Annotated in this window: 15 protein-coding genes; 5 read left to right on the forward strand and 10 right to left on the reverse strand. The window is 71.0% G+C overall.

What is annotated here, in order from left to right:
• Nucleotides 1–16: 16 nt before the first annotated feature.
• Together cydB and ABD194_RS00210 are read right to left on the reverse strand one after the other, a co-directional pair.
• Nucleotides 17–1,066: a cytochrome d ubiquinol oxidase subunit II gene (gene cydB, locus ABD194_RS00205; protein ID WP_343985718.1), complete on the reverse strand. Its 1,050-nt coding sequence runs from the start codon at nt 1,064–1,066 to the stop codon at nt 17–19.
• 16 nt (nt 1,067–1,082) lie between these two features.
• Nucleotides 1,083–2,561: a cytochrome ubiquinol oxidase subunit I gene (locus tag ABD194_RS00210; protein WP_343985721.1), complete on the reverse strand. Its 1,479-nt coding sequence runs from the start codon at nt 2,559–2,561 to the stop codon at nt 1,083–1,085.
• A 200-nt stretch (nt 2,562–2,761) separates the two neighbouring features.
• Between ABD194_RS00210 and ABD194_RS00215 the strand changes: the two genes are divergently transcribed.
• Nucleotides 2,762–3,727: a hypothetical protein gene (locus ABD194_RS00215; protein WP_343985725.1), complete on the forward strand. Its 966-nt coding sequence runs from the start codon at nt 2,762–2,764 to the stop codon at nt 3,725–3,727.
• Nucleotides 3,724–4,095 (forward strand): GntR family transcriptional regulator, encoded by a 372-nt coding sequence (locus tag ABD194_RS00220; protein ID WP_343985728.1) that lies wholly within the window; start codon nt 3,724–3,726, stop codon nt 4,093–4,095. Before ABD194_RS00215 ends, ABD194_RS00220 begins: the two co-directional genes overlap by 4 nt.
• A 13-nt stretch (nt 4,096–4,108) precedes the next feature.
• On the opposite strand, the gene ABD194_RS00225 is transcribed toward ABD194_RS00220, so the two are convergent.
• The 6 genes from ABD194_RS00225 to ABD194_RS00250 all read right to left on the reverse strand — a co-directional run bounded on the left by ABD194_RS00225 (nt 4,109) and on the right by ABD194_RS00250 (nt 10,000).
• Nucleotides 4,109–4,411: a hypothetical protein gene (locus ABD194_RS00225; protein WP_343985731.1), complete on the reverse strand. Its 303-nt coding sequence runs from the start codon at nt 4,409–4,411 to the stop codon at nt 4,109–4,111.
• The gene (paaK, locus tag ABD194_RS00230) at nt 4,408–5,727 is read right to left on the reverse strand and encodes a phenylacetate--CoA ligase PaaK (RefSeq protein WP_343985735.1); all 1,320 of its coding nucleotides are present in this window, start codon (nt 5,725–5,727) and stop codon (nt 4,408–4,410) included. Before paaK ends, ABD194_RS00225 begins: the two co-directional genes overlap by 4 nt.
• 107 nt (nt 5,728–5,834) lie before the next feature.
• Nucleotides 5,835–6,746: an amino acid ABC transporter ATP-binding protein gene (locus tag ABD194_RS00235; protein ID WP_425579919.1), complete on the reverse strand. Its 912-nt coding sequence runs from the start codon at nt 6,744–6,746 to the stop codon at nt 5,835–5,837.
• Nucleotides 6,746–7,726, reverse strand: a complete 981-nt coding sequence (locus ABD194_RS00240; protein ID WP_343985738.1) for an amino acid ABC transporter permease — start codon at nt 7,724–7,726, stop codon at nt 6,746–6,748. Before ABD194_RS00240 ends, ABD194_RS00235 begins: the two co-directional genes overlap by 1 nt.
• Nucleotides 7,723–8,634, reverse strand: coding sequence for an ABC transporter substrate-binding protein (locus ABD194_RS00245; protein ID WP_343985741.1), 912 nt, complete (start codon nt 8,632–8,634; stop codon nt 7,723–7,725). Before ABD194_RS00245 ends, ABD194_RS00240 begins: the two co-directional genes overlap by 4 nt.
• A 232-nt stretch (nt 8,635–8,866) precedes the next feature.
• Nucleotides 8,867–10,000, reverse strand: a complete 1,134-nt coding sequence (locus ABD194_RS00250) for a ScyD/ScyE family protein (protein WP_343985744.1) — start codon at nt 9,998–10,000, stop codon at nt 8,867–8,869.
• A gap of 389 nt (nt 10,001–10,389) precedes the next feature.
• Between ABD194_RS00250 and ABD194_RS00255 the strand changes: the two genes are divergently transcribed.
• Nucleotides 10,390–12,030: a DEAD/DEAH box helicase gene (locus tag ABD194_RS00255; RefSeq protein WP_343985747.1), complete on the forward strand. Its 1,641-nt coding sequence runs from the start codon at nt 10,390–10,392 to the stop codon at nt 12,028–12,030.
• Between the two features lie 97 nt (nt 12,031–12,127).
• Here ABD194_RS00255 and paaI read toward each other — a convergent pair whose 3' ends face one another.
• Both paaI and ABD194_RS00265 read right to left on the reverse strand, forming a co-directional pair.
• Nucleotides 12,128–12,550: a hydroxyphenylacetyl-CoA thioesterase PaaI gene (gene paaI / locus ABD194_RS00260; RefSeq protein WP_343985749.1), complete on the reverse strand. Its 423-nt coding sequence runs from the start codon at nt 12,548–12,550 to the stop codon at nt 12,128–12,130.
• Nucleotides 12,547–13,815 (reverse strand): 3-hydroxyacyl-CoA dehydrogenase NAD-binding domain-containing protein, encoded by a 1,269-nt coding sequence (locus ABD194_RS00265; protein ID WP_343985752.1) that lies wholly within the window; start codon nt 13,813–13,815, stop codon nt 12,547–12,549. The genes paaI and ABD194_RS00265 overlap by 4 nt, the downstream gene beginning before the upstream one ends.
• A 104-nt stretch (nt 13,816–13,919) precedes the next feature.
• On the opposite strand from ABD194_RS00265, the gene paaN reads away from it, so the two are divergent.
• Nucleotides 13,920–15,644: a phenylacetic acid degradation protein PaaN gene (gene paaN, locus ABD194_RS00270; protein WP_343985755.1), complete on the forward strand. Its 1,725-nt coding sequence runs from the start codon at nt 13,920–13,922 to the stop codon at nt 15,642–15,644.
• 8 nt (nt 15,645–15,652) lie between these two features.
• Nucleotides 15,653–17,020 carry an MFS transporter gene (locus ABD194_RS00275; RefSeq protein WP_425579920.1) on the forward strand — a complete coding sequence of 456 codons (1,368 nt, stop codon included), beginning with the start codon at nt 15,653–15,655 and terminating at the stop codon, nt 17,018–17,020.
• Nucleotides 17,021–17,039 lie beyond the last annotated feature (19 nt).

The raw sequence follows: 17,039 nt of genomic DNA on the forward strand, positions 1-17,039 counted from the left end.
GGCTTCACGGGGTTCCTCAGTGCGAGACGGTCTCGAGTGGTGCGTCCTCGGGGATGTGCTTGACGGTCAGGCGCTTGCGGAAGACCCAGTACGTCCAGCCCTGGTAGAGCAGCACGATCGGCGTGAAGACGAGCGCGACGATCGTCATGACCTTGAGCGTGTAGTCGGTGCTCGACGCGTTGGCGATCGTGAGGTTCCAGGCCGGGTTCGTCGAGCTCGGCATGACGTCGGGGAAGAGCACCAGGAAGTACGTCGCGACGGCCATGGCGATCGTGACGGCGGTCCCGATGAACGCCCAGCCCTCGCGGCCGCCCCGGTTGGCGGCGAGCCCGCCGAGGAGCGCGACCGCAGCGACGACGGTCGTGACCCACGAGGCGAGCTTGCCGTCGGTGACGCCGATCCAGAGCAGCAGCGCCACGGCCAGGACCGCCGCGACGACGCCCACCCGCTCGGCGATCTGCCGCGCCTCGAGGCGGATCTTCCCGTCGGTCTTGAGGGCCACGAAGATCGCGCCGTGGGTGAGGAAGAGTGCCACGAAGACGAGGCCACCGAGCAGGCCGGCCGGGTTGAGCAGGGTGAAGAGGTTGCCGGTGTACTCCTTGGCCGCGTTGATGGGCACGCCGCGCACGATGTTCGTCAGCGCGACGCCCCAGAGGAGCGCGGGCACGAGCGAGCCCCAGAAGATCGCCTGGTCCCAGCGTGCCTTCCACCGCGCCTCGGACCGCTTGTGGCGGTACTCGAAGCCCAGGTTGCGCACGATGAGGGCGACGAGGATCAGCAGCAGCGGGAGGTAGAAGCCGCTGAAGAGCGTCGCGTACCAGTGCGGGAACGCCGCGAACGTGGCACCCCCCGCGGTCAGCACCCACACCTCGTTGCCGTCCCAGACCGGGCCGATGGTGTTGAGCAGGACGCGACGGCGCTTCTCCGCGTCGACGGCGTCGGACGCGTAGCGCTTGCCGCCGAGCACGGGCAGGAGCATGCCCACACCGAAGTCGAAGCCCTCGAGGACGAGGTAGCCGGTCCAGAGGACACCCAGGATGATGAACCAGAAGGTTGCGAGATCCATTGCAGCCCAGTCCTTCTCAGTAGGCGAAGACGAGGGGTGCGTCCTCGTCCCGGTCGGCGGGGTCCTGCGGCTTCTCGAAGGGCTCGGCGCCCCTGCGGACGTAGTGCAGGAAGAGCTTGATCTCGACCACGGCGAGCGCACCGTAGAGGAGCGTGAAGACCACCATCGAGGTGACGACCTCACCCATCGAGACGCTCGGCGAGACGCCGTGGGCGGTCGTCATGAGGCCGAAGACGAGCCAGGGCTGGCGGCCGACCTCGGTGAAGATCCACCCGAAGCTGTTGGCGAAGACGGGAAGGAGCGGAGCGGCCACGGCGGCATACGTCAGCCACCGTGCGGTCGGGGTCTCGCCCTTGCGGGTCAGCCACAGCACCGCGAGCGCGATGAGCGCCGTCGCGATCCCGAGGCCGATCATGAGCCGGAAGGTCCAGTACGTGGTCGGGATGTTGGGCACGTAGGCCGTCGCCACGTCGGCCACGAGCTTGTTGCCGCCGGCGCCGTAGGTCTGGGCGTACTGCGCCTTGAGGTCGTTGATGCCCTTGACCGCGCCGCCGAAGTTGCCGGTCGCGAGGAAGCTGAGCAGCCCCGGGATCTCGATGAGCGCGTTGGCGTGCGAGCCGTCGAGCGAGCCCACGGTGAGCACGGAGAAGGGGGCGCCCTGGCCCGCGGGCACGGAGTCGTAGAGCGCCTCGGCGGCAGCCATCTTCATGGGCTGCACCTCGGTCATGATCTTGCCCTGGAGGTCGCCGCTGACCATGACGCCGACCGCGGCCACGAGGGCGAAGACGGCGCCGATGCGCGTCGCCCGGCGGTACATCGGCGCGTCGGTGCGGGCGACGTCCTGCGCGTCGTCGTGGGCGCGCTTGGCCTCGCGGCGCATCAGCCACAGTGCGACGCCCATGATGACGCCGGCGCCGGTCATGTAGGCCGAGAAGACGACGTGGGGGAAGGTCACGAGCTGCACCTTGTTGGTCAGCACCGCGAAGAAGTCGGTGAGCTCCGCGCGGCCGGTGGCCTTGTTGTACGTGTAGCCGACCGGGTGCTGCATGAAGGAGTTCGCGGCGAGGATGAAGTACGCCGACAGCACCGTCCCGATGTGGACCAGCCACATCGTCGTGGCGTGCAGCTTCTCCGGCAGGCGGCCCCAGCCGAAGATCCACAGGCCCAGGAAGGTCGACTCGAGGAAGAAGGCGAGCAGCGCCTCGATCGCCAGCGGGGCACCGAAGATGTCACCGACGAAGCGCGAGTAGTCGCTCCAGTTCATCCCGAACTGGAACTCCTGCACGATGCCCGTCACGAGTCCGAGGGCGAAGTTGATGAGGAAGAGCTTGCCGAAGAACTTCGCCAGCCTCATCCACTGCGGGTTGTGTGTGCGCACCCACGCGGTGTGGAAGACGGCGACGACGAGGGACATGCCGATCGTGATCGGCACGAAGAGGAAGTGGTACACGGTGGTGATGGCGAACTGCCACCGTGCCAGGTCCGTTGCATCCATGTGGGCTCCGCAGGATCGCGCCAAAACTACATTACGTAGTAGATGCTAGCGGGCGGCGAGTCGTCGGGTGACCCGGGTGTCGAGGGTCGGAGCGTGACGCCGGTCACCCGGCGTGGTCCCCGATGGACGGCAGGGTCTTGACGCACTTTGTCTCAATGGATTAAATGTTTGCGACAAAAACTTCGCGACAGGAGCTCGGCATGGACGCTCGGGTGATCACGTGGTTCCTCGGACCGATGGTGCTGCTGGCGATGATCGTCAACGGCGCGAGGTGGTTCGGCGCCCGGCGGCTCGACGCCTTCGCGTCCCGCGCCCGCCGCCGGGCGGCGCTCGCCTCACTCGTCGGCGCACTGCTCGCGTATGCCGTGGTGCTGGGCGGTGTCGACCGAGCAGGGGCGTCGGCTTCGGACGAGGGAGCCGTCGCCCACCCGGCCGTGCCGGCCCTGGCGGCCGTCGCCGGCATCGTCGTCGCCGCGCTGTTCGAGCGCTGGACGCCGCGCGTCACCCCGCAGGGTGGGCGACGCGAGGCGGCCCTCGACATCCGCCGCGGCACCGAGTCCGTGCGCCTGACCCGCTACTACGTGGGTGGTCTCGTGCTGTGCGCGGTCGGCCTCGTGGTCGGCTGGGCCACGTCCGGACCCGGCGGCAGGACGGGGATGCGCACCTGGGAAGGCGTCGTCGTCATGACGACCGGCGCCTACCCGGGTCGCGCCTACATCCTCGCCACGGTCGGCGCCCTGCTCCTGCTCGTGGCTGCGACGTGGATGGCTCTGCGTGCAGTGGATGCGCGTCCTGCGATCGTCGACGACTCCGACCTCGACCGGGCACTGCGGCTCGGGGCCCGCATCCGCGTCCTGCGCTGGTCGGCCTCCGGGACCCTCGTCACCGCCGCCGGGCTCTGCCTGACCATCGGGCCCAGCCTCAACGACGTGACGCAGCGGCTGCGCGGGGCCGTCGCCATGGCGGGCCGGGCCGACGCCCCCGTGGCTCCCGGCGACTGGATGCAGAACCTCGCCTTCGCGCTGACGGCTCTCGGTGTCGTCGCGCTGGTCCTGGCGCTCGTGGCCGTCCTCTGGGACGCGCCGGTCGTGCCGCGGTCTCGGGGTGCTGCCCGCTCCTCTGCCTCTGCCTCCTCCGTCTCGCCGGCGGGTGGTGGTGCGCGATGACCGACGACCTGCGCATCGTCGTCGACCTCGACGCGGCCGAGCCACCGTTCGAGCAGGTGCGGGCCCAGCTGGCCGGCCTCATCGCGACCGGACGGCTGCTGCCCGGCGACCGGCTCCCCACCGTGCGCGCCCTCGCGGCCGATCTCGGCCTGGCGGCAAACACCGTCGCGCGCGCCTACAAGGAGCTCGAGGCAGCCGGCCTCGTGGAGACCCGCCGCCGCGCCGGCACCGTCGTGGCCTCGGGCGAGCACACCGCCGACGTGGCGGTGGCAGCCCTCGCCGCCAAGTTCGCTGCGGCCGCCCGCGACGCCGGCCTCGACGCCGCGGCCGCCATCGACCTGGTCCGGGCTGCCCTGCGCGCCGGCTGAGTCGGCGCCCCGGTCAGTCGACGAGGTCGACGACCCAGCGCTCGTGCTTGCCCAGCCGGGGCACCGTCCACGTCGGGTCGGGCCGCCAGGCCGTCCACGTCGGATCGAACGGCCGTTCGCCGCGCTCGAACGACGATGAGTCGTCCCGGACGACACGCATCGGCGAGGGCGTCTCGGCCTTCCCCGGCACCCAGGAGTGGTCGCGGTAGCGCCACATGACCACGTCGCCGGGCGAGAGGAAGGGCGCGACGCCGAGCGGGCGTGCCCCGGAGGGTGCCGACACGGCATACGGCTCGGGGACCGGCGAGGAGGTCACGCCTTCGGCCGCTCGTCGACGATGCGGCGGGCCTTGCCGATCGAGCGCTCGATGGTGCCCGGGTCGCGCACCTCGACGCGGCACGTCGTGCCGATGTGCGTCTTGATCGCGTGCTGGAGGGTGCGCGCGATCTCGTCCCCGGCGCCCGGCTCCAGAGGCGACAGCGGCTCCACGAGCACCGTCAGCTCGACCATCCGCCCGGGCTGCGTGAGCACGCACTGGAAGTAGGGTGACAGGCGCGGCTCGGCCAGCACGTGCTCCTCGATCTGCGTCGGGAAGACGTTGACGCCGCGGATGATCATCATGTCGTCGGTGCGCCCGGTGATCTTCTGCATGCGCCGCATCGACGGGACGGCCGTGCCCGGCAGCAGGCGCGTGAGGTCACGGGTGCGGTAGCGGATGACCGGCATCGCCTCCTTGGTCAGCGACGTCAGGACGAGCTCGCCCACCTCGCCGTCGGGCAGCACCTCCTCGGTGACCGGGTCGATGACCTCGGGGTGGAAGTGGTCCTCCCACAGGTGGAGCCCGTCCTTCGTCGTCGCGGCCTCCTGCGCGACGCCGGGTCCCATGACCTCCGAGAGCCCGTAGATGTCGACGGCGTCCATGCCGGTGCGGCGCTCGATCTCCTGGCGCATCGACTCGGTCCACGGCTCGGCGCCGAAGATGCCGACCTCGAGGCTCGTGCCGGCCGGGTCGATGCCCTCGTGCTCCATCTGGTCCAGCAGGCTGAGGAAGTAGCTCGGCGTCACCATGATGACGCGCGGGCCGAAGTCCTGGATGAGCTGCACCTGCCGCTCGGTCATGCCGCCGCTGACCGGCACCACCGTCGCGCCGAGCCGCTCGACGCCGTAGTGGGCGCCGAGCCCGCCGGTGAACAGGCCGTAGCCGTAGGCGACGTGCACGATGTCGCCGGGGTGGCCGCCGGCGAGGCGGATCGAGCGGGCCATGAGGTCGGCCCACGTGTCGATGTCGCGCCTCGTGTAGCCGACCACCGTGGGACGTCCGGTGGTCCCGGAGCTGGCGTGCACGCGTACGACCTGCTCGCGCGGGACCGCGAACATGCCGAAGGGGTAGTTGGCGCGCAGGTCCGCCTTGGTCGTGAACGGCAGACGGCTGACGTCGTCGAGCGAGCGGAGATCATCGGGGTGGAAACCCTTGGCCTCGAACGCCGCCCGGTAGTGCGGCACGTTGCCGTAGGCCGCGTGGACCGTCCGCTGGAGCCGCTCGAGCTGGGTGGCCCGCAGCTCGTCGATCCCGATGGTCGGGATCTCGTGGTCGGGCAGGGAGGGGCGGCGCTGCGGTGACTCCGTCGTCATGGGCCCATTGTGCCCGGCCCCGCCGGGCGCCCACCGGGGCCTGCGCCCGGACGCGCGAGTGGGCACCTCCCGCCGGAGAGGTGCCCACTCGACGCGAGCCGGGACGCTCAGGCGTCGCGGTTGGCCTCCGCGTCGGAGGCGGCCTCCTCGTCCTCGCTGCGCATGCGCTGGAGGAACGACCTGGTGCGCTCGTGCTGCGGGTTGGTGATGACGTCGCGGGGCTTGCCCTCCTCGACGACGACGCCGGCGTCCATGAAGACGACGTGGTCGGCGACGTCGCGGGCGAAGCCCATCTCGTGCGTGACGACGATCATGGTCATGCCCTGCTGGGCCAGCTCACGCATGACGCGGAGCACCTCGCCGACGAGCTCGGGGTCGAGGGCCGAGGTCGGCTCGTCGAAGAGCATCAGCTTGGGCTCCATGGCGAGGGCTCGCGCGATCGCGACGCGCTGCTGCTGGCCGCCGGAGAGCTGGGCGGGGTAGGCGCTGGGCTTGTCGCCGAGGCCGACCTGCTCGAGCAGCTCCCGCGCCTTCGCCCGCGCCTCCTTCTTGCCGACGCCCTTGACCTGGACCGGAGCCTCGGCGACATTGTCGAGTGCCGTCATGTGCGGGAAGAGGTTGAACCGCTGGAACACCATGCCGATGTCGCGGCGCTGCGCGGCGACCTGCTTGTCGGTGAGGTGGTGCAGATGACCGCCCTGCTCGCGGAAGCCCACGAGGTCGCCGTCGACCCAGATGCGGCCACCGTCGATCTGCTCGAGCTGGTTGATGCAGCGCAGGAAGGTCGTCTTGCCAGAGCCCGACGGACCCAGGAGGCAGACGACCTCGCCGCGGTGCACGTCGAGGTCGATGCCCTTGAGCACCTCGTTGCCGTGGAAGCTCTTCATGACGTTGAGGGCCCGGACCAGCGGCTGCTCCTCCCCGGTGCGGGAGCGCTCGTTCGGCTGGGCCTGCGCCGTCGTGCCCGCCCCGGCGGGTGGCTGGTTCGTGGTGCTTCGGTTGGTGGTGGTGTCGGACATCAGGCTCCTCCTGCCCCGGCCGGTCGTGCGGCCCGCTTGTTGCTCGGGGTGCCGAAGCCGCGCCCGAACCGCCTCTCCAGGAAGTACTGCCCGACCATGAGCACCGAACCGACAATGAGGTACCACGCGGTCACGGCGACGAACGCCGGCATGATCAGCAGCGTCCGGTTGCCGATGGCACTGGTCTGGTAGAACAGCTCCGTGATGACCGGGATCGCCGACAGGAGCGAGGTGTCCTTGACCATCGCGATGGTCTCGTTGCCGGTCGGCGGCACGATGACGCGCATCGCCTGCGGGAGCACGACTCGTCGCATCGCCTTGCCGCGGTCCATGCCGAGAGCTGCAGCAGCCTCGGCCTGGCCCCTGTCGACGGACAGGATGCCCGCGCGGGCGATCTCGGCCATGTAGGCCGCCTCGGAGAGACCCAGGCCGATGATGCCGGCGAGCAGCGTGCTCGAGAACTGGTTGACGTTCAGGGTGAAGAAGGTGAAGTTGCTCGACAGCCCCATGAAGGAGGCGAGCTGCTGCCCGAACGGCACTCCGAAGTCGATCTTGTTGTAGAGGAAGCCGACGCCGCTGCCGATCATCGCGAGGAGCACGAGCCGCGGGATGCCGCGGAAGAACCAGGTGTAGACGAACGAGACGCCGCGCAGGACGGGGTTTTCGGACAGCCTCAGGACGGCGATGATGACGCCGCCGACGATGCCGATGACCATCGACCCGATCGTGCCGATGATCGTGCCCTTCCAGAGGCCTTCGATCACCGGCGTCTGCTGCATGATCTCGAGCGCCTTGGAGAAATCCCAGCGCGGGTTGGTCACGAACGAGCTGATCAGCATCCCGACGAGCAGGATGATCACGGCGAGGGCGACCCACCGGCCCGGGTGGCGCACCGGCCGGGCGTCGATGAGCCCCGGCCGGTCGCTGGCCGTGCCGGCCGTCGTGCTGGTCTGCGTCGCGCCGGTCATCGGACTGCTCACGGGTTGACGGCGAAGTTGTCGATCCCGCCGGCCTCGACGGCGTACTTCTTCAGTGCGGCCTCGTAGCTGCCGTCGGCCTTGGCGGCTTTCAGCGCGTCGACCAAGAGGTTGGCGAAGGCGGTCTGGTCCTTCGGGACGACATAGCCGTAGGGAGCCGAGTCGTAGATCTTGCCGAGCGGCTCCAACGTCCCGGTCTGCTTGACCGCATACAACCCGATGGGCGAGTCCGCGAGCATCGCCACGGTCTTGCCGCTGGCGACGTCAGCGGTGACCTGGTCCTGGCCGGTCTGGATCACCTGTGTGATGGCGGGCTTGCCCGAGTCGGTGCACTTCTTGCTGCGCGCGGCGAGGTCGTCGGCCTGCACGGTGCCCTTCTGCGCGCCGATGCTCTTGCCGCAGGCGTTGTCGATGCTGACGTTCTCCGGGTTGCCCTTGGCGACAACCCACTGGGTGCCGGCGCTGTAGTAGCTCACCATGTTCACCTTCTGCTTGCGGTCCGGGTTGATGGTGAAGCTCGAGACGCCCATGTCGTACTTGCCACCCGTCACGCCGAGGATGATCGTGCCGAAACCGGCCGGGACATATTCGGTCTTCAGGCCCAGCTTGGCGGCGACCGCGTCGAAGAGGGTGACGTCCCACCCCTCCACCGTCTTGCCGTCGCTCGCCAGCATCTCGTTGGGTGCGTACGTCGGGTCGGTGCCGACGACGATCTTGCCGGCGGACTTGAGCTTTGCCGGCACCTTGGCAGCCAGCGTCGGGTCGACCGCACCGCCTGCAGCGGTTCCCGAGGCGCCTGGGGCACTGCCCGCTCCGGGGGAGTTGTTGGACAGCGAGTTCGAACCACACGCGGACAGCGTGAGGCCCGCAACGGCGAAGCCGGTGGCGGCGATGAGGGACATGCGACGCATGGGAGGTCCTTCCAGGACGAACGCGGTGTGCGAACTCGGTGTTCATTTTTCGGGCGCGACGGTGCGCCTTTGATCCACCGATCCTTCCACCTTTCCCTGAGCCTTCCCACGGATGCGACCGAACCGTTAGCCGCATAACAACAGGCACCCCGGGAAAAGGACCCGGGGCGCCTGCGGTGAGAGGCGATCAGACGTGTGACTCCGAGTCGCTCAGACGTCGCTCGGACCTCGCTCAGAGGTGGTATCGAGTGATGCTTCCAGGAGCCTTGATGACGGGCGGCCCCGAGGGGCCGAACATGATGTCCGCGAGCGTCCCGACGTAGAGGTAGTCGCCCTGGACCTCCACGGAGAGCGGCCGTTCGGTGGTGACGACGGTCGAGCGGTGGCCGTGCTTCAGTTGCGTCACCTTGCCCGCGAAGAGCTCGGCGACGTAGACGGCGCCGTCGTCACCGAGGGCGAGGTTGGTGGCACCGAGGAAGCCGGTCGCCACGCGGTTGCTCGTGTGCTTCCACGGTTTGACGGTGTAGACCGAGCCGCGTGCCCCGAGACTCGGGTCCTCGGGACCGCCGGGCAGCGTCGAGACCCACAGCTTGCCGTCCTCGCCGCGCTGCACGTCGGTGGGGACCGCCTCGAAGTTGAACGTCGCCCCGGCCAGGCACGACGGCGCTCCGAGCGCGGCGACCTGGGCGGCCGTCAGCTTCACGGGTTGGGCAGGCATGACCGCGATCGTCGACACCCGCCCGTGGCGGTCCACCCGGAGGATGTCGTTGCCCCCGGCGTCGGCCACGGCCCACGCCCCGTCCCCGAGGTAGCCGACGGCATACGGGTGTGAGTCGACCTGTCCCTTGTACGTCGCGGGGGTTCCGGCGTTCTTCATGAACCAGGCGTCGAGCTCTCCTGGCGCGCACGACTTCCCGCCGGCGACCACGCCGTAGGTCTTGTGCTTGTCGGGATTGACCTTCTTCTCGTAGGCGCTGAGGTCGGCGACGACGTCCGCGCGCCCCTTGCTCCGGATGGTCAGAGACGTGGCGCTGTGGTCGTCGTTGGAGGACGTGAAGGCGTAGGTGTCGCCGCCCCGGATCACGTCGATGCCGGCGACCTCCGACTGCGGTCCCTTGGTGACGACCGTGTCGGTCCCCTTCGAGATTCGGTTGACGGTCCCGACGAATCCGTCTGTGTACCAGACGTCCTGACCCGAGATCGCCATGCCGAACGGTGCGATGACCTTGTCGTTGAGCACCTTCGGCGAGTGCGCCGGACCCTGGCCGGAGTCGTGGGCGGAAGCCGTCGATGCCGTGCCGGCCGCGAACGCCGTGGCGGTGGTACAGGCCACGACGGTCGTGATGACACGCCTTCTCTTCGTCATGCGGTGTCCCATCGTTGTCACTCGGGCGTGACCAGACCACGCAACTCGCGCGCACGCCCGCGGCGCCCCCACGACGCCGACCCTTCGACGTTAGGGACCGCTGTGAGTTGCGTCAGCGTTTTCTGAGAGGAGGCACGGCGATTCGAGCGGTCTGTTAGGGAAGGCGAAGAAGATTCTTCAAGGTCGCGGTCATGGGTTCGGTGTGAACCGACGACGCCGATCGGCTAGGCTGGTGGCAGCGGCCCGCCCAGTTCTGCCTCGGGCCGCCTCTTCTTGGTCGGGCGCAGCTGCGCCGGCCCCGTCGATTCGCTCTTGCGCCGCGACCCCTCATCGCCGAGGTTCCTCGCGCCGGGCAGAACGACCCTTTCCACTTATTGGAGTGCCCACCTGTGTCCACCGACACGAACTTCGCCGTTCTCGGCGTGCCCACCAGCCTCGTCTCGATCCTCGACGACCTCGGCATCACCACCCCGACGCCCATCCAGGCCGCGACGCTGCCCGACTCGATGGCCGGGCGTGACGTGCTGGGCCGCGGTCGCACCGGCTCCGGCAAGACGTACGCGTTCCTGCTGCCCCTGCTGACCCGCCTGTCGCAGTCGGGTCGACGTCGCCAGCCGCGCCGTCCCCGCGCCCTGATCCTGGCCCCGACGCGCGAGCTCGCCACGCAGATCGACACCGCGATGGCGCCGCTCGCGAAGCCGCTCGGCCTCACGTCGCAGACGATCTTCGGCGGCGTCGGCCAGAACCCCCAGGTCCAGGGCCTGCGCGCGGGCGTCGACGTGGTCGTCGCCTGCCCCGGTCGCCTCGAGGACCTGATGCAGCAGGGCCACGTGTCCCTCGACGACGTCGAGATCACGATCCTCGACGAGGCCGACCACATGGCCGACCTCGGCTTCCTGCCGGGCGTCCGGCGGATCATGGACAAGACGCCCCGTGACGGCCAGCGGCTGCTCTTCTCCGCGACGCTCGACGGCGCGATCAACGTGCTGGTCAAGCGCTTCCTCACCAACCCCGTGACGCACGAGGCCGACTCGGCCCAGTCGCCCGTCTCGACGATGAGCCACCACGTGCTCCACGTGGGGGCCGACGCCCACCTTCCCGTCATCCTCGACCTGACCGCGGCCCCCGGGCGCAAGGTCGTCTTCACCCGCACCAAGCACCGGGCCAAGAAGCTCGCCAAGCAGCTCAACGCCTCGGGAGTTCCGGCCGTCGAGCTGCACGGCAACCTCAGCCAAGGTGCCCGCACGCGCAACATGGACGACTTCCACTCCGGCCGCGCCCAGACCCTCGTCGCGACGGACATCGCGGCCCGCGGCATCCACGTCGACGACGTCGCCCTCGTGATCCACGCCGACCCGCCCGTCGAGCACAAGGCGTACCTGCACCGCTCCGGCCGCACGGCGCGCGCCGGCAACGACGGCACGGTCATCACGATGATGCTCGACGACCAGGTGCGCGACGTGCGCGACCTGACGCGCAAGGCCGGCATCAAGCCGACGACCACCCGCGTCCAGCTCGGGCACCCGCTGCTGAGCGAGCTCGCCCCGGGCGAGCGGTCGTATGCCGGTGGCCTTGTCCGCGAGGAGGCCCCCCGCGGCGGTGGCTCGGGCAGCGGCTCGGGCAGCGGCTCGGGCAGCGGTTCCGGTGGCGGTTCCGGTCGCGGCCGTGGTCGTGCCCGCGGCAACGCCGGCTCCGGCGGTGGCCGTGGTGCCGGCGGCGGGCGTCAGGCGGGCGAGCACGGTCGTGGCCCCAGCGAGGGAGGCCGCGGCCGAGGCCGCGGCGACCAGGGATCGGACGCGCAGGGCGGCGGCGCCCGCGGTGCCGGCCGCTCCGGCGGTCGGGGTGCGGGTCGCGGGCGCGGTGGCCAGGGCGGCGAGGGCCAGTCGGCCGGTCGCCGTTCCGGTGGCGCTGGCGCCTCGGGGGGCTCCGGCCGTCGCGGTGGTTCGGCGACCGTCTACTCGACGAGCAGCGGCGGCAGCGCCGCGGCGTTCTCCGCCGGCACGCGAGCCGGCAGCCGCCGCTCCCGCTGACCCGACTCAACCGTCGAAGGGCCACAAACCGGGCTCCAGGATGGCGCCCAACGTGGCAGTCAGCGTTCGCGTCGCCCGGTTTGTGGCCCTTCGACGGTCAGGGGCGCGGGAGGGCCAGCGTGCGGCTGCGGCCGCGGAACTCGGCGATGATCTGGCCGTCGGACTCCCGCTTCACCGTGACGTCGGTGATCCCGCTGCGGCCGAACGCCGAGCGCACCTGACCCTCGGCGACGAGCACGTCCCCGAGCCGCCCCGGCGCAGTGAACGAGATGTCGGCCCCGGCCGCCACCGTGAGGCGCCCCCGCGAGTTGCAGGCGAGCGCGAAGCACGAGTCGGCCAGGGTGAAGATGTAGCCGCCGTGGCAGATGGCGTGCCCGTTGACCATGTCGTCGCGGATGGCCATCCGGACCACGGCGTGGTCCTGCTCGAGGACCACGGCCTCCATGCCGAGCCGGCGCGACGCCTCGTCGTCGGCCCACATCTGCCGTGCGAACGCGATGCCGTCGGCCGTCTCGCTCACGTGAGGCTCCCGTCGGTCAGGGCAGGGCTCGGCCGGTAGCGCCCGCCCGGGTAGGCCTCGTCGAGCTCGCCGAGCCACCGGGCCACCCGGTCGAACCCGAGCTCCCGGCCCCACGCGACCGGTCCCTTGGGGTAGCGCGTGCCGAGCCGCATCGCGGTGTCGACGTCGTCGGCGCTCGCCTCGCCGCGGGCGACGAGGTCGACAGCCTCGTTGACCAGCATCGCCAGCGTCCGGGCGAGCGGGTCGGTCGCCACCGGACCGCCGACAAGGCGCTCGGCGAGCTCGAGGTCAGGCGCGGCGCCCTCGACCGATCCGTCGGCGGCATACGCGTAGACGCCGCGGCCCGACTTGCGGCCGAGGCGCCCGGCCTCGACCAGCTCACGCTGGAAGGTCGTGGGCGCGTAGCGCTCGTCGCGCCCGGTCTGTTCCCACACCGAGGTGCCGACGGCGAGGTTGACGTCCTGGCCGATGAAGTCGGTCAGCTCGAGGGGGCCCATCGGGAAGCCGCCGCGCTCGCGCAGGATCCAGTCGACCGTGGCGGGGTCGGCGATCCCGCTCTCGACGATCCGCTGGGCCTCGCCGTAGAAGGGGCGGGCCACCCGGTTGACGATGAAGCCCGGCGTCGAGCTGCAGCGGACCGGGGTCTTGCCCCACGCGGCCACCAGGGCCGCGGCGTGCTCCACGTACGCGGGGGCCGTGCGCTCGCCGTGAACGACCTCGACCAGCGCCATGACCGGCGGCGGGTTGAAGAAGTGCAGCCCGAGCACGCGCTCAGGATCGGCCACCTCGTCGGCGATCTCGTCGATGTCGATGCTCGAGGTGTTCGTGGCCAGCACCGCCGTCGAGGGCTGCAGGTCGGCCAGCTCCGCGAAGATGCCGCGCTTGAGGTCGAGGTCCTCCGGGACGGCCTCGATGACCAGTCCGCAGTTGGGCAGGCTCTCGAGAGACTCGGCGCCGGTGATCCGGGCCAGCACCGCGGTGGCCATGTCGGCCGGCATCCGCCCCTTGTGGACGAGGCGGGAGAGCGCATCGCCGATCCTCTCGACGGCGCTCGCCGCAGCGCCCGGCACCACGTCCACGAGCGTCACCGCGTGCCCGGCGGTCGCCGCGACCTGGGCGATGCCCGCTCCCATGGCCCCGGCCCCGATGACGCCGACGGGCCCGAAGGCTGACGCGGCGCGCATCGCCTCGTCGTGCTGGGCCGTCTCCTCGTCCGTGCGGTCGGCGGCGCCTGATCCGTCCGGTTCCCTGACGTCCGTGTCCATGCCCGCCATCCTGCCTGCTGCCCCGCCGCGTGCGCGCGGAGGGCGCGCTCGGAGCCCGCCCGACGGCATACGGCAGCGGCGCCTTCCGGGGCTAGCATCGTCGCGTGACTGCACCGGCAACGACGCCCACCCACCCCCTGCTCGACGCGCACGCGGGAGTCCTCGACGAGATCCGTCAGGCCCTGGCGAGCCGCTCCTGGTACTCCCGCTACCCCGAGTCGCCGAGCCCCCGGGTCTACGGCGAGACCGCGGCCGCCGAGGGGCTGAAGGCGCACGAGGCGCACCTCGGGAGGGCGTATGCCGCCCTGTCGAACCAGCCGACCGACGGCACCTTCGTCGGGAGCGAGGTCTCGCCCTACGGTCCCGAGCTCGGCGTCACCTACCCGGCGCTGGACCTCGATGCCGGCCTCGCAGCCGCCCGCGCGGCGATGCCGGCGTGGCGCGACGCGGGCCCGCAGGTGCGGGCCGCGGTCTGCGTCGAGATCGTCGACCGGATCAACCGCCGCAGCTTCGAGATGGCCAACGCCGTCATGCACACCTCGGGGCAGCCGTTCGTCATGTCGTTCCAGGCCGGTGGGCCCCACGCCCAGGACCGCGCCGTCGAGGCCATCGCTGCGGGGCTCGTCGAGCAGGAGCGCGTGCCCACCTCCGTGGTCTGGGAGAAGCCGGGCCGTGACCGCGAGGGCAACCCGGCGCCGACCCGGATGCAGAAGGACTACCGCATCGTCCCGCGCGGCGTGGCCCTCGTCATCGGCTGCAACACCTTCCCGACGTGGAACGCCTACCCCGGCATCTTCGCCTCGCTCGTCACGGGCAACCCGGTGGTCGTCAAGCCGCACCCGCGGGCCGTGCTGCCGCTCGCCATCTCGGTCGAGATCGCCCGTGAGGTGCTCGTCGAGGCCGGCTTCGACCCGGCCCTCGTGCAGCTCGCCGCCGAGGCCGACGGCCAGGGCCTGGCCAAGACGCTCGCCGAGCGCGACGAGGTCGCGATCATCGACTACACCGGCGGGCCCACCTTCGGCGCGTGGCTCGAGGAGTCGGCCGCAGCGCACGGCAAGCTCGTCTACACCGAGAAGGCCGGCCTCAACTCGATCGTCGTCGACTCCACGGACGACCTCAGGGGGATGCTGGGCAACCTCGCCTTCAGCCTCACGCTCTACTCGAGCCAGATGTGCACGGCCCCGCAGAACCTCTACGTCGCCGAAGGCGGGATCGACACGAACGAGGGGCACCTGTCCTTCGACGAGCTCGGCGAACGGATCGCCGCCGCGGTCGGCCGGCTCACCGGCGACGACGCGAAGGCCGTCGAGCTGCTCGGTGCCACGGTGAACGACCAGGTGCGCAGCAACGCCGACTCGCTCGCCACGATCGCTGCCGACGCGGACGGACACGTGGTCCTCGACTCGCGTCGCATCACCCACCCCACGTGGACCGACGCGGTCGTCCGCGCTCCGGGCCTCGTGGCCGTGGACGTGGCCCGCGAGGACGTCTACACCCAGGAGTGCTTCGGTCCGGTCGGCTTCCTCATCAGGACCGCCTCCACCGAGCAGTCGCTCGCCCAGCTGGCCGACACGGTGCGCGAGCACGGCGCCATGACGGCCGCCGTCTACTCGACGAGCGAGGCGGTGCTCGAGGCGGCACGCGAGGCCGCCGCCGAGGGTGGGGTCGCGCTGTCCGAGAACCTCACCGGCCAGGTCTTCGTCAACCAGACGGCCGCGTTCTCCGACTTCCACGGCACCGGGGCCAACCCCGCCGCCAACGCCGCCTACACCGACGCCGCCTTCGTCGCGAGTCGCTTCCGCGTCATCACCTCGCGCCGGCACGTGTGAGCCGGGGGATGGTGCCTGATCTTGTGCCGGTGGACCGGGCGACGCTGCAGCGCAAGGTCGTCCGGTCATTGGTCCTCTCACAGGTCCTCGGTGGGGTGGGCATGGCGAGCGGCATCGCCGTGGGGGCGCTGCTGGCGGAGGACCTGAGCGGCACCGAGGCGCTCGCCGGCTTCGGCACGACCTCCCAGGTGCTCGGCACGGCGCTGCTGACGATCCCGGTGGCCCGGGCGACGGCCGCCCGGGGTCGGCGGGTCGGGTTGCGCCTGGGGCTGACGGTCGCCTTCGTGGGTGCTGCCCTCGTGCTGGCCGCCGCCCTGGTGCGGTCGTTCCCGCTCTTCGTCGTCGGGATGTTCCTCTTCGGCGGGGGCACGACGGCAAACAACCAGACGAGGTATGCCGCCGCCGACCTCGCGAGCCCGGCGCACCGAGGGCGTGACCTCTCGATCGTGGTGTGGGCGACGACGATCGGCTCCGTCGCCGGCCCCAACCTCGTCGGCCCGGGCAAGGCGCTGGCGCACGCAGCCGGGCTGCCGGAGCTGGCGGGGACGTTCGTCTTCTCGCTCGTCGGCTTCGTGCTCGCGTGGCTCGTCGTGGACCGGCTGCTGCGGCCTGACCCGCTGCTGACCGCACGGGCGCTCGATGCCGCCGAGCGGGCCGAACGCGGCAGGCTCGAAGCCCTGCCCGTTGGCGAGGGGCCGCACGCCGGCGAGGCAGCCGGCGACCCGGCCTCCGGTGGTGTCGAGGACGCCCCGAACCACGACGGCTCCATGCGCCGGGGCCTCGCTGTGGTGCGCGCGAACCCAGCCGCGCTGCGGGCGGTGCTCGTCATGGCCCTGGGCCACCTCGTCATGGTCAGCGTCATGGTGATGACGCCGATCCACATGAAGCACGGCAATGCCGAGCTCGAGGTGATCGGCTTCGTCATCTCGGTCCACATCCTCGGGATGTACGCCTTGTCGCCCTTCGTCGGCAGCGCCGTCGACCGGTGGGGTGCCCCGCCGGTGGCGATGGCCGGTGGCGTCGTGCTCACCCTCGCCTCGCTGCTTGCCTCCCGGTCCCAGGCCGGCTGGTCGGGGCTGCTGCTCGTCGCGCTCTTCCTGCTCGGGGTCGGCTGGTCGTGCACGCTCGTCTCCGGCTCGACCCTGCTGACCTCGGTCGTGACCACCGACGAGCGGCCCGCCACCCAGGGCCTTGCCGACGTGCTGATGGGTCTCGCAGGTGCCGGTGGCGGAGTGGTGGCCGGGATCGTCGTCGGCTCGCTCGGCTACTCCGACCTCGCCGGCGGCTCTGCCGTCGTCGGCGTCGTCGTCGTGGCGGTCGGCGCCGCCCGGCGACGCGCACGCCCGAGAACCCAGTTGGGCACCGACGCCGGCTGAGCGGCTGGCCCGTTCGGCA

This window comes from Terrabacter terrae (assembly GCF_039529575.1).
Lineage (GTDB): Bacteria > Actinomycetota > Actinomycetes > Actinomycetales > Dermatophilaceae > Terrabacter > Terrabacter terrae.